Consider the following 12,040-nt stretch of genomic DNA (forward strand, 5'->3'; position numbering starts at 1 on the left):
GGGCCGCACCGGCGACGGCCCCGTCCGGGCTTCTCTATCTCGCGGGTTCGCCTTCTCTATCTCGGCGCCAGGGTCAGCCGAAGATGCGCGGCAGCGTGCCCTCGTGCGCCTCGCGGGCCTCGGCGAGCGGGACGGTGAACGTCTCGCCGTCGAAGCCGCCGGCCACGACGAGCGTGTCGCCGCCGGTGCGGCCGAGGCGCAGCACCGGCACGCCGGCGGCCTCGGCCACCGCGACGAGCTCGGACTCGTGCTCCGGGTCGACGGCCACCAGGGCGCGCGCGGTGGACTCGCTGAACAGGGCGGCGAACGGCGTCACGCCGTCGCGGCCGGTGACGCCGTCGAGCGCGACGTCGGCGCCGACGCCGTAGCGCAGCGACGCCTCGAGCAGCGCCTGGGCGAGGCCGCCCTCGGACAGGTCGTGCGCGGCGGCGACGAGGCCCTGCTCGCGGGCCTCGACCAGCGCCGAGGCGAGCGCGCGCTCGGCCGCCAGGTCCACGCGCGGCGGCAGGCCGCCGAGGTGGCCGTGCTCGACGTCGGCCCACGCGGAGCCGTCGAGCTCGTCGGCGGTGCGGCCGAGCAGCAGCACCGACAGGCCCTCGGTACGCCAGCCCGACGGCACCGCGGTGCGCACGTCGTCGATGACGCCGAGCACGCCGACGACCGGCGTCGGGTGGATGGAGGAGTCGATCTGGCCGGGCTCGCCGGTGCCGTTGTACAGCGACACGTTGCCGCCCGTGACCGGGACGCCCAGCTCCTGGCACGCGTCCGCGAGGCCCTCGATCGCCTCGACGAGCTGCCACATCGAGTCGGGGTGCTCGGGCGAGCCGAAGTTGAGGCAGTCCGTCACGGCGAGCGGCGTGGCGCCGGCCGTCGCGACGTTGCGATACGCCTCCGCGAGCGCCAGCTGGGCGCCCGTGCGCGGGTCGAGCTTGCCGTAGCGGCCGTTCGCGTCGGTCGCGAGTGCGACGCCGCGGCCGGTGGTCTCGTCGACGCGGACCACGCCGCCGTCGTCGGGCTGGGCGAGCGCCGTGTTGCCCTGCACGAAGCGGTCGTACTGGTTCGTGACCCACGCCTTGGAGGCGAGGTTGGGCGACGCGAGGAGGCGCAGCGCCGTGGCGCGCAGCTCGTCGGCCGACGCCGGGCGCGCCAGGCCCGCGGCGACCGTGGTGTCGGCCTGCAGGCCGTCCTGCCAGGCGGGACGCTCGTACGGGCGCTCGTAGACCGGGCCCTCGTGCGCGACGGTCCGCGGGTCGACGTCCACGATCCGCTGGCCGTGGTGGTCGATGGTGAGGCGGCCGGAGTCGTTGACCTCGCCGATGACGGCGGTCTCGACGTCCCACTTGCCGGTGATCGCGAGGAACTCGTCGAGCTTCTCGGGCGTGACCACCGCCATCATGCGCTCCTGCGACTCCGACATGAGGATCTCGCCGGCGTTGAGCGTGGGGTCGCGCAGCAGCACGTCGTCGAGCCAGACGTGCATGCCGCCGTCGCCGTTCGAGGCCAGCTCGCTCGTGGCGCAGGAGATGCCCGCGGCGCCGAGGTCCTGGATGCCCTCCACGACCTGCGCGGCGTAGAGCTCGAGGCAGCACTCGATGAGCACCTTCTCCATGAACGGGTCGCCCACCTGGACGCTCGGCCGCTTGGCCGGCACACCGTCCTCGAACGTCTCCGACGCGAGGATCGAGGCGCCGCCGATGCCGTCGCCGCCGGTGCGGGCGCCGAACAGGACCACCTTGTTGCCTACGCCGGACGCGTTGGCCAGGTGGATGTCCTCGTGACGCAGCACCCCGAGGCACAGCGCGTTGACGAGCGGGTTGCCCTGGTAGGAGCCGTCGAAGACGAGCTCGCCGCCGATGTTGGGCAGCCCGAGGGAGTTGCCGTAGCCGCCGACGCCGGACACGACGCCGTGCACCACGCGGGCGGTGTCGGGGTGGTCGACGGCGCCGAAGCGCAGCTGGTCCATGACGGCCACCGGGCGGGCGCCCATCGAGATGATGTCGCGGACGATGCCGCCGACGCCGGTCGCGGCACCCTGGTACGGCTCGACGAACGACGGGTGGTTGTGCGACTCGACCTTGAAGGTGACCGCCCAGCCGTCGCCGACGTCGACGACGCCCGCGTTCTCGCCGATGCCGACGAGCAGGTGCTCCTTCATCTCGTCGGTGACGCGCTCGCCGAACTTGCGCAGGTGCACCTTGGACGACTTGTACGAGCAGTGCTCCGACCACATGACCGAGTACATGGCCAGCTCGGCGGCCGTGGGGCGACGCCCCAGCAGGACACGGATGCGCTGGTACTCGTCCGGCTTGAGGCCGAGCTCGGCGTACGGCTGGGCCTCGTCGGGCGTGGACGCGGCGTTCTCGACGGTGTCCAGCTGGGGGCGGGGGGCGGACACGGCTTCGGCACGGTCGGCAGCGGCGGTCATCAACTTCCCTCGGGTCGCGCGAGTACTGCAGAGCTCAGGGCTCGGACCGGGTGATCACCGCACCGGTGGGGGTGCCGGCATCCGGCGTCGGTCCGTGCCGTCTGTCATGAGTGCGTGGGCGCCTCGCGGCGCGCCGCCAGTCTACCGGCGCGCGCCGGGGCTCCCGACGGCGCCGCTAGGGTGCCGCCCATGACCGCTCCCGCGGGGCACGAGCCCCCGCGCACCACCGGCCCGCAGGACGTCGGCCCGGCCGACCTGTTCGCCTTCGCCTGCGAGCTCGCCCTGCTGGCTCTCCTGGCCGTGGCCGGCTGGCGCCTCGGCTCGTCGTTCGGCGACCAGCTCGGCGACGTCGCCGCCGTCGGCATCGGCGTCGTGCTGCTCCTCGTCCTCCCCGCCGTCGCCGTCGTGGTGTGGGGGCGGTGGCTGGCCCGGAACGCGCCGGGCCGGCTCCGCCAGCCCGCACGGTTCGTCGTGCAGGCCGTGCTGTTCGCGGCGGCCGGCGCCCTCGCCGCGGCGTCGGGCCTTCCCGGGTGGGGCCTCGGGATCGCGACCGCCGGCGTCGTCGCGTTCGCGCTGACCCGGAGGTCGTGAAGGATGAGGGCATGCCGATCCTGCCCGCCGAGCGCGACCCCCGGCTGATCACCGTGCGCCGGGGCGGGACGCTCACCGACGACCACCACCGGATGCTGGCCGAGTGGGCCGTGGCCTGCGCCGACCACGTGCTGCCGCACTTCGAGCGCGAGGCGCCCGACGACGCCCGCCCGCGCGACGCCCTCGAGGTCGCCCGCGGGTGGATCCGCGGCGAGGTGCCGATGCGGGAGGCGCACCGCACCGCCTTCGTCGCGAACGCCGCCGGCAAGGGCCGGCCCGACCCCGCCCGGTTCGCGGCCCTCGCGGCCGGGCAGGCGGTCGCCGTGGCCCACGTCGCCGCGCACGACCTGGGCGCCGCCGCCTACGCCATCCGGGCCGCGAGCGCCGCCGCCCCCGAGCCCGACCGGGAGGTCGCCCGCCTCGCCGAGCGGGACTGGCAGCGGGACCGGCTGCCGGCGGAGCTCCGGGAGCTCGTGCTGGACGACCAGCGCGCCCGCAGCGCGATCTGCTGGGACGTCTTCGACGACTGACCCGGCTCGGGCGCGCCCCGTCAGCCCTTCACCGATCCCGACGCGAGCCCGGCCACGTAGTACCGCTGCAGCGCCACGTACAGCACGACGCACGGGATCATCGCCACCACCGACCCGGCGGCCAGCAGGCCGAAGTCCACCTGCCCGTACGCGCCCTGCTGCAGGTTCACCAGCGACACGGGCAGCGTGTAGAGCGACGAGTCCGTGAGGAACGTCAGCGCGCCGAGGAACTCCGTCCACGAGGCGAGGAACGCGTACAGGGCGGCCGTCGCGGCGCCGGGCAGCACGAGCGGCCGCAGCACGGAGACGATCATGCGCACGGTGCCCGCGCCGTCGACGTGCGCCGAGTCCTCGATCTCGCCGGGCACCGACTCGAACGCGTTGCGCATGACGAACACGCAGAACGGCAGGTTCACGGTCGTGTAGAAGAGCACGAGGCCGAACAGGCTATCCGTGAGCCGCATGGCGTTCATCTGCAGGTACAGCGGGGTGAGGATCGCCTGGAACGGCACCATGAGCGTCACCAGCACCATGCCGAACAGCAGGCCTCTGCCGCGGAACCCGAACTTGGCGAACCCGTACCCGGCGAGCGTCGCGAGGACGGCTGTCAGCGCGGCCGTCGACACCGACACGACCACGGAGTTCACGATGCCGCGCCAGATCTCGGGCTGGTCGAGGATCAGGCGGAAGTTGACCCACGACAGGTCGAGGAACCGGCCGTCCGGGGCGGCCACGACGACGTCGCCGGGCTGCCCCGACCGCACCAGCGCCAGTGCCAGCGGCACCACGAAGACGAGCGCGGCGAGGGTGCCGCCGACGACGTACAGCGTGCGGCGCACGCGGGTGTCACGCTCCGGGCCGGACCTCGGGCGCCCGGCGCCGGGCGACGACCCGTGGCCCGGGCTCGTGCCGCGGGCGCTCCTGCCCGGCGCGCCCACCTCGGCGGTGCCCGGTGCGCTCGCTGTGACCGCCATGTCAGCTCCTCTCCCGCAGCAGCCAGAACTGCGCTGCGGTGACCAGTCCGGTGATGACGACCAGGACGAGCGACATCGCCGTCGCCGCCCCCAGCTGCAACTGCACGAAGGCCCGCCGGTAGATCGCCATCACCACGGTGGTGGTGTCCGAGCCGGGGCCGCCCTGGGTCAGGATGTAGAACTGCGTGAACGCGAGCAGCGACCCGATGACCGACAGCACGACGGTCATGGCGATCGTGCGCCGCAGCATGGGGATCGTGATCGAGCGCTCCCGGACCCACCAGGACGCGCCGTCCAACTCGGCCGACTCGTAGACCTCGCGCGGGATGCCCTGCATCCCGGACATGAGCAGCACCATCGTGAGCCCCGACACCGCCCAGATCACCATGACGCACAGCAGCCCCGTGGCCAGCGGCCCGTCGACGAGCCACGCCGTCGTGCCGTCGGTGATCCCGAGGGCCTTGAGGACCACGTTCACCATGCCGCTGTTCGGCTGGGCCTCGAGCAGCATGAGGAAGCTGAGCGTGGTGAGCCCGATGACGTAGGGGACGAAGAAGATCGTGCGCAGCAGCGTGGCGCCACGCCGGTTCGACCGCACGACGACCGCGAGCGCGTAGCCCAGCGCGAGGATCGGCAGCGTGACGATCGCCGTGTACAGCAGCGTGTACCCGACGGCGCGCCAGAAGGTGGGGTCGGTGAGCACCGACGCGTAGTTCTCCAGGCCGATGAACCGCCACGAGCCGATGAGCGGGAGGTTCGTGAAGGAGATCCCCACCGCGGAGACGAGCGGCACCAGCACGAACACGACGACGAACGCGACGGCCGGCGCGACGAGGAGCAGGCCGGTGCGGGCGGGGTGCGTGAGGGTGCCGTGGCGCCGTGCGGGCCGCGAGACCGCCGGGGCGCTCATGCCTGGGCCTGCCGCAGGATGCGGTCGTACGTGGTCTGGGCCTCGTCCATGGCGGCGTCGACCTCCCCGTCGAAGACGGCCCGGCGGAACATGCGCAGCCAGGGCCCGTCCTGCTGGTTGTAGATGAGGTTGTAGGCGAGCGTGGTGGGGGCGTACCCGGCGTCGAGCGCCTTCAGCGTGGGGGTGACGAGCGGGTGCTCGGCCTCGAACGCGGGCGTCACCACGTCGGAGCGGATCGGCGAGTAGAAGCCCTCGGGCATGCGCGCCTGCTGCTCGAGGGCGACGGCGAAGCGGATGAGCTCCGCCGCGGCCTCGGGGTTCTTCCCGCCCGCGGGCATGCACAGGTTGTCGCCGCCGTCGAAGAACGCACGGCCGCCGTCCGGTCCGGGCAGCAGCACGACCCGGCTGCGCTCCAGCAGCTCCGGCGACGCGTTCGGCGCCACCACGCCGTACCCGCCGGGAAACATGCCGAGCCGCCCGGCGACGTAGTCCGCCGACCAGCGCGACGCGTCGTCGGCGAAGCAGCCGGGCGGCACCAGCTGCTCCTCCCAGAGCGTGCGCTCCAGGTCGAGCGTGCGGCGCAGGGCGTCGTTGCCGGCGACGTTGCCACGCTGGTCCCCGACGTCGCCGGCGATGAGGTCGGTGCCCGTGGCCCACACGTGCGGCTGCACGGTGAAGCCGAGGGCCCCGGAGGCGTTGCCGGGGAAGGACCAGCCGTACGTGTCGTCGCCGAGCGCGGCGATGGCGCGGGCCGCCTCGAGGATCCCGTCGAACGACGCCGTGTGCTCGTCGACGTCCAGGCCCGCGCGGTCGAACAGCTCCGTGTTGCAGAACAGCACCGAGAAGTCGCCGAGGAACGGCACCCCGTAGTGCTTCCCGTCCTTGGTGGCGAGGGCCAGGTGGCCCGGGCTGAGGGCGTCGCCGAGGGCGAGGTCCTCGACCAGCGGGGTGAGATCCGTGAACACGTCCCGGAACGCGAACATCGTGGAGTAGATGTCGTCGATGTCGATGACGTCGGGCACGCGCCCGCCGCGGATGGCGGTGGCCACCTTGGTGACGTACTGGCCGTTCTGGATCGGCGTCAGCCGGACCCGGATCCGGTCCTGCGCCGCGTGGAACGCGTCCACCACGGCCTGGACGCCGTTGACCGTGTCCGAGCGGCACCACATCTCCACCGTGCCGCGGGCGCCGTCGCCGAATCCCGGCGCGCCGACGTCGGCCGCCGCCAGGTCGCGCGCGCAGCCACCGAGCGCGGCGGTCGCGCCGCCGGCACCCAGCAGCGCGAGCAGCTGCCGTCTGGTGAGCTCCATCGCTCCTCCTCCGCGCCCGTGCGGGCGCCAGGTCTGCGCGCCCGGGGCGGGCGCCACTCGCCGACCGCGGGCACCGGCGCCCGCGGGGTGCGGGGTGCCCGGAGGCCGGGCGCCCCGTGTCGCCGCGCGTCAGGCCACCGGGATCCACACCCGCATCGCCTGCGGGCCGCGGTTGGCCCACAGGTGGTACGGGATCGCCCGCAGCGTCACCGTGCCGGTCACGGCCGGCGCCGGGGCCGCCGCCGACCGGTACGGGCCGTCGCCCACGGCCCTAGTGGGCCGCGCCTGGACGGCCCCGGTCGCGGTCACCACGACCGTCCCTCCCAGCAGGTCGGGCCGCTCCTCCTCGCCGAGCGCGGCGGAGACGTCGATCCGCACGTCGTCCACGACGGCGCCGGCGTCCTGGTCCTCCTGCTCGAGCGCGTACACCAGCGGGCCGCGCTCGATCGCGACGCAGCCGCGCACGTCGTCGACCCGCGGGTCGGCGGCGGTGAGGCGGGGTGCCACCGGGAGGTCGAGGACGACGGCGTCGCCGGCCGCGAGCGGCCGGCCCACGGCGGCGTAGGCGCCCGCCGCGACGGGAGCGCCGTCGAGCGTCGCCCCCTCGGCCCAGCCCGGGACCCGCAGCGCGAGCCCCGCGCCCGGGGCCGCCTCCTCGACGTGCAGCGTCACGCGGCCCGCGTACGGGTAGTCCGTCTCGACGCGCAGCCGTAGCGCGCCGCCCGGCAGGTCGGCGGCGATCGTCCCGGGCGCGTACTGGTGCACCTGGAGCCCGTCGTCGGTGACCGTCGCGAGGTAGCCCTCGAGGCTGGACAGCGTCCGCATGATGTTGGGCGGGCAGCAGGCGCAGCCGAACCACGGGCGGCGCCCGGCGGCGGGGTTGCGCTCCTCCTCCGCGTGCGCACCCGTGCGCACCTGCAGCGGGTTGACGTAGAAGTACTCGGTGCCGCCCAGGGAGAGCCCGGAGAGGAAGCCATTGAGCAGCATCCGCTCGATCTGGTCGGCGTACCGCGCGTCGCCGGTCGCCAGCAGCAGGCGCCAGGCCCACTGCACCGCGCCGATCGCCGCGCAGGTCTCGGCGTACGCGCGGTCGTTCGGCAGCTCGTGCGGGTCGCCGAACGACTCGCCGTCCCACCGGGAGCCGAGGCCGCCGGTCAGGTACTGCTTGCCGTCGACCATCGCCGCGTACTGCGCCTCGAGGGCGGCGAGCAGCTCGCGGTCGCCCGACTCGACGGCGACGTCCGTGGCGCCGGCACCGAGGTACACGGCCCGGACGGCGTGGCCCTCGACGGTCGTCGCCTCGCGGACGCGCACGCGGTCAGAGAAGTACGTGGGCTGCTTGCCGTGGGAGGCGATGATCCCGGTGCCGCGCGCCTCGACGAACCATGACGCCAGGTCCAGGTACGCCCGGGTGCCGGTCTCCCGGTAGAGCTCCACGAGCGCTGTCTCGATCACGGGGTGGCCGTCGACCTCGCGCAGCTGCCCCTCGCCGTCGCCGAAGGTCTCCACGAGGTGGTCGGCCAGCCGGACGGCGACGTCGAGCAGCTCGCGCCGTCCGGTCGCCCGCACCTGCGCGACCGCCGCCTGCATCAGGTGGCCCGCGCAGTAGTGCTCGTGGCTCCAGGGCAGGTCGGAGTAGCGCTCCACGCCGCGCAGCTGCGGCACCGAGTCGAGGTAGCCGTCCGGGGCCTGGGCGCCGGCGACGGCCCGGGTGACCTCGAGGATGTCGGCCAGCAGCGCCTCGTCGGGCTCTCGCCCGTACTCCCAGGCCGCGGCCTCGAGCCACTTGTGCACGTCGGAGTCCGCGAAGATCGGTCCCTGGGCCTCGCCGTCCGCCAGCCCGGCCGCGATCTCGAGGTTGCGCAGGTTCCCGTACTCGCGCAGGTGGCCCAGCCCCTCGGGCACCGAGGCCTCGCGGTTGACCCGCAGCCGGTGCCCCCACAGCCCGCCGTCGAGGGTCGCGCTGCCCGGCGGCAGCGGACGCAGCGTGGTGATCGCCGATGCGGTGGGCTCGGCGGGCCCGCGGGCGGTCCGGAACGTCGTCGTCGTCATGCACCTCTCCTTCGAGGGAGTCGTGAGCGGAAGGAAACAAGGAATCCGTTTTCCTCACCGTAGGGAGCGTCGCGGCACCCGTCAAGCACCCTCTCGACAGGCGAGATCGCGTACGATCGGCAGCGCCACCGCCATCTCGCGGAACGGCAGGAAACTGGAGGAGGTCCCATGTCGGAAGCTCCGGGCGTCGTGCGGATCACGGACGTGGCCGCGCTGGCGGGGGTCTCCCCCAGCACCGTGTCGAAGGCGCTCAACGACACCGGCTCTCTGCGGCCCGCCACGCGGGCGCGCGTGCGCGAGGCGGCCGAGCGGCTGGGCTTCGTGCCCGACGCGCAGGCGCGGTCGCTCTCGGCACGCCGCAGCTTCACCGTCGGCCTGCTGAGCACCGACTCGGCCGGTCGCTTCTCGCTGCCCGTCGTGCTCGGCGCGGAGAACGCTCTCGTCGGGGGGCAGATCTCCGCGCTGCTGGCCACCGCCCGTCACGACCCGGTGCGCGAGCAGCACCACGTCCGCAGCCTGGTCGCACGTCGCGTGGACGGCATCATCGTCACCGGCCGCACCACCGATCCCCGGCCCCCCATCCGGGTGCCGATGCCGGTCGTCTACGCGTTCGCGCCGTCGCAGGACCCGGACGACGCGTCCGTCGTGCCCGACGACACCGCGGGGATGACCGCCGTCGCGGAGCACCTGCTCTCCCTCGGCCGCACCCGCGTCGCCTACGTCGGCGGGCGGGGCGACCAGGCGGCCTCCGTGCTGCGGCACGGCGCGCTCGCCACGGCCCTGGAGGCCCGCGGCGCCGAGGTCGTCGGCGAGCCGCGCTTCGGCGAGTGGTCCGAGCGCTGGGGGCGCCTCGCCGTCGACCTCGTGCTCGGCGACCACCGGGCCGGCGAGCCCCTGCCGGTCGACGCCATCGCGTTCGCCTCCGACCAGCTCGCCCGCGGCGGCTGCGACCGGCTGCGCGACCGCGGCGTGCGCGTGCCCGAGGACGTGGCCGTCACCGGCTACGACGACTGGGACGTCATGGCCCTCGCCAGCCGTCCGCCCCTGACCACCGTGGACCCCCAGCTCGACCGGCTGGGGCAGCGCGCCGCCGAGCTGCTGCTCGCCGCGATCGACGGGCGGCCCGCGCACGGCACCGAGCTCTCCCCGCCACGCCTGGTCGTGCGGGCCTCGACGGCCGGGGACTCCTGAGCCGCCGCCGGCCGGGTCGGGGCGGCCCCGGGGCGGACCGTCAGGACGCAGGCGCCTCGTCGGCCGCCGGGGCGAAGCCGGAGATCGACGGGTCGAGCACCGTCGCCACGGCCGCGAGCGCCCCGAGGATCAGCCCGACCCGCGTGTGCGGCAGCCGCCGCCCCTGCGCACGCCACCGCTCGCCGCGCCGGTAGGCCCACTTCTCCCCCGCCACCGCGACCGTCACCGCGAGGGCGACCGCGCCCGCCGCGGCCGCGCCCGCGACGACCGGGTCCGGCAGCGGGTCGGCGTCCGCGAGCTCCGCGTCGCCCAGGAGGACGTTGTCCTCCGGTTCGGCGCTGTCCCCCTCGAGGTCGCGGGCCGCGTCCCGCTCGGCGCCGTCCGCCTCGGCGTCGACGAGGTCGGCGTCGAGGTCGGCGTCGTCGAGGTCCGCGCCGTCGAGGTCTGGATCGCCGTCCTCCGCGGGCAGCGCCTCGACCCGCCGGGCGAGATCGCGCAGGTCGCGGAGCTCGCCGCGCGCCTCGCGCACGCCGTCGACGGCGGAGCGGCCCTCGGCGGTGAGGGCCAACCCGAGCCCGAGCCCACCGGCCAGCACGCCCGTCTTGGCCAGGGCGCGGGCCCAGCGCGGCCCGACGACGTCGGGCACGGCGTACCAGGCGAGCGTCGTGAGTCCGGTGATCGCGACGCTCCGGGCGTCGGCTCGCCTGCGCGCGGCGGGCGTCTCCATGGGGTCCACCTCCGGGTCGGGGGGCTCGTGCGGGCGGCGGGCCGAGGTCCTCGGTCCGCCCGTGGGACAACGGGCGGTACCAGGGCAGAGTTCCGCGGCACCGACCCGACGCGACCCCGACCTGGTCCCCGCTGCACCCCGAGCTGCACCCCGGCCGGCATCCCGGCCTGCATGGATGACCTGCGCTTGACCTACGACCCCAGATCCTTGACCGACATCACGAACAGGTGACGATTCTGGGTGATCGGAGCCACGAGCATCCCCCGCAGAGTCGGGGGTTTCGTCTTTTACCACAAGGTGGTTTGATGCGCACGTGGAACTCCTCAGAACCTTCGCTCCCGGCGCGTTCGCGTACGGGCTGGCGTCCTGGTCGTGGCTGGGGGTCCACGGCAAGACGCCCCGCTTCACGACCGTCTTCGGTGACGTCTTCCTCGAGTCCCTGGAGGGCTGGTGGTTCCTCGACACGATCGAGGGGTCGCTCGAGCTGCGCTGGGCCACCGCCGTCGAGATGTACACGGAGCTCGACTCGACGGACGGGCGCGCAGACCTCCTCCTGGAGGGCCTCTGCCGGGAGGTGCTCGACGCCGGCATGCACCCGCGCCCGGACGAGGTGCTCGCCTTCTCCCCGCACCCGGCGATCGGCGGCCGGCTCCACGCCGACCACGTGGCGCCGCTCCGGTTCGAGCTGGCCCTGCGGCTCACCGGGGAGATGCACCACCAGCTGCGCACCACGCTGGACCCGGCGCCCTCGCCCCTGCTGCTCGGGCACGTCGACTCCCCGGTGCCCGCGCCCGGCCTCGGCTGGGGCACGGCGGGACACGACCGGCGACCGTGACCCACCTGTGACCTGCACGGTCCGTCCAGCAGATGCACGACCGGCCTTCGTGTCGTCTCCTGGAAAGGCACGGATGAGGCGGACCGTGGGAGGTAGGCATGAGACGGGTGCTCGTCGTCGGGCTCGTCGTGGGGGTCGTGGACGGGGCGCTGCTGGGCGCGTCGGCGGCGCTCGGCTGGACGTGGGTGGCGTGGGCCGCCCTCCTGGCCGGGCTCGGGGGCGCGGCCGCGGTGGCGATGACCGTCCCCCCGCCGCGCGTCTCCCGACCGGCCACCGTCACGCTCGGCCTGCCGCTTCGTGACGAGCAGGCGGCCGAGGACGCCGCCGCGCCGGCCCCGGTGCCCGGGACGACGCCGGGCCCGGTCGAGAGCCCGCCGGCCGTCGTCGAGGACTACCCGCAGCCGGTGCGCGCGGGTCAGCCCACGCCCGCCGCCGCCTGAGCCGCCCACCACCCGGCCCGCACGACGAAGGGGACGGACCGCAGCACCTGCGGTC

The 12,040-nt window shown here is 74.6% G+C and carries 11 protein-coding genes; 5 read left to right on the forward strand and 6 right to left on the reverse strand.

Annotation, left to right across the window (positions count from 1 at the left end; all coding sequences use genetic code 11):
• Window positions 1-73: 73 nt before the first annotated feature.
• Window positions 74-2,425, reverse strand: a complete 2,352-nt coding sequence (gene purL / locus ACFUVW_RS15170) for a phosphoribosylformylglycinamidine synthase subunit PurL (protein WP_430572157.1) — start codon at window positions 2,423-2,425, stop codon at window positions 74-76.
• Window positions 2,426-2,614: 189 nt separating this feature from the next.
• On the opposite strand from purL, the gene ACFUVW_RS15175 reads away from it, so the two are divergent.
• Complete coding sequence (locus ACFUVW_RS15175; RefSeq protein WP_430572158.1) at window positions 2,615-3,016, forward strand: DUF2568 domain-containing protein; 402 nt, start codon at window positions 2,615-2,617, stop codon at window positions 3,014-3,016.
• Window positions 3,017-3,027: 11 nt separating this feature from the next.
• Complete coding sequence (locus tag ACFUVW_RS15180) at window positions 3,028-3,546, forward strand: putative immunity protein (protein ID WP_430572159.1); 519 nt, start codon at window positions 3,028-3,030, stop codon at window positions 3,544-3,546.
• A gap of 20 nt (window positions 3,547-3,566) precedes the next feature.
• On the opposite strand, the gene ACFUVW_RS15185 is transcribed toward ACFUVW_RS15180, so the two are convergent.
• The 4 genes from ACFUVW_RS15185 to ACFUVW_RS15200 all read right to left on the reverse strand — a co-directional run bounded on the left by ACFUVW_RS15185 (window position 3,567) and on the right by ACFUVW_RS15200 (window position 8,792).
• A complete protein-coding gene (locus tag ACFUVW_RS15185; RefSeq protein WP_430572160.1) occupies window positions 3,567-4,520 on the reverse strand; it encodes a carbohydrate ABC transporter permease in 954 nt (317 codons plus the stop codon).
• A 1-nt stretch (window position 4,521) separates the two neighbouring features.
• Window positions 4,522-5,430 (reverse strand): carbohydrate ABC transporter permease, encoded by a 909-nt coding sequence (locus ACFUVW_RS15190; RefSeq protein ID WP_430572161.1) that lies wholly within the window; start codon window positions 5,428-5,430, stop codon window positions 4,522-4,524.
• Window positions 5,427-6,740: an ABC transporter substrate-binding protein gene (locus ACFUVW_RS15195; RefSeq protein WP_430572162.1), complete on the reverse strand. Its 1,314-nt coding sequence runs from the start codon at window positions 6,738-6,740 to the stop codon at window positions 5,427-5,429. The genes ACFUVW_RS15190 and ACFUVW_RS15195 overlap by 4 nt, the downstream gene beginning before the upstream one ends.
• Window positions 6,741-6,869: 129 nt before the next feature.
• A complete protein-coding gene (locus ACFUVW_RS15200) occupies window positions 6,870-8,792 on the reverse strand; it encodes a glycoside hydrolase family 127 protein (protein ID WP_430572163.1) in 1,923 nt (640 codons plus the stop codon).
• A 168-nt stretch (window positions 8,793-8,960) separates the two neighbouring features.
• Between ACFUVW_RS15200 and ACFUVW_RS15205 the strand changes: the two genes are divergently transcribed.
• Window positions 8,961-9,983, forward strand: coding sequence for a LacI family DNA-binding transcriptional regulator (locus tag ACFUVW_RS15205; RefSeq protein ID WP_430572164.1), 1,023 nt, complete (start codon window positions 8,961-8,963; stop codon window positions 9,981-9,983).
• Window positions 9,984-10,023: 40 nt separating this feature from the next.
• Here the strand turns inward: ACFUVW_RS15205 and ACFUVW_RS15210 are convergent, their stop codons facing one another.
• Window positions 10,024-10,710 carry a hypothetical protein gene (locus ACFUVW_RS15210; RefSeq protein WP_430572165.1) on the reverse strand — a complete coding sequence of 229 codons (687 nt, stop codon included), beginning with the start codon at window positions 10,708-10,710 and terminating at the stop codon, window positions 10,024-10,026.
• Between the two features lie 313 nt (window positions 10,711-11,023).
• Here ACFUVW_RS15210 and ACFUVW_RS15215 point away from each other — a divergent pair, with 313 nt between their 5' ends.
• Together ACFUVW_RS15215 and ACFUVW_RS15220 are read left to right on the forward strand one after the other, a co-directional pair.
• Window positions 11,024-11,545: a hypothetical protein gene (locus ACFUVW_RS15215; protein ID WP_430572166.1), complete on the forward strand. Its 522-nt coding sequence runs from the start codon at window positions 11,024-11,026 to the stop codon at window positions 11,543-11,545.
• 98 nt (window positions 11,546-11,643) lie between these two features.
• Window positions 11,644-11,985 (forward strand): hypothetical protein, encoded by a 342-nt coding sequence (locus ACFUVW_RS15220; protein WP_430572167.1) that lies wholly within the window; start codon window positions 11,644-11,646, stop codon window positions 11,983-11,985.
• The last annotated feature ends 55 nt before the right edge of the window (window positions 11,986-12,040 follow it).

The sequence above is a fragment of the Isoptericola sp. NPDC057391 genome, from assembly GCF_042668085.1.
Classification (GTDB): domain Bacteria; phylum Actinomycetota; class Actinomycetes; order Actinomycetales; family Cellulomonadaceae; genus Isoptericola.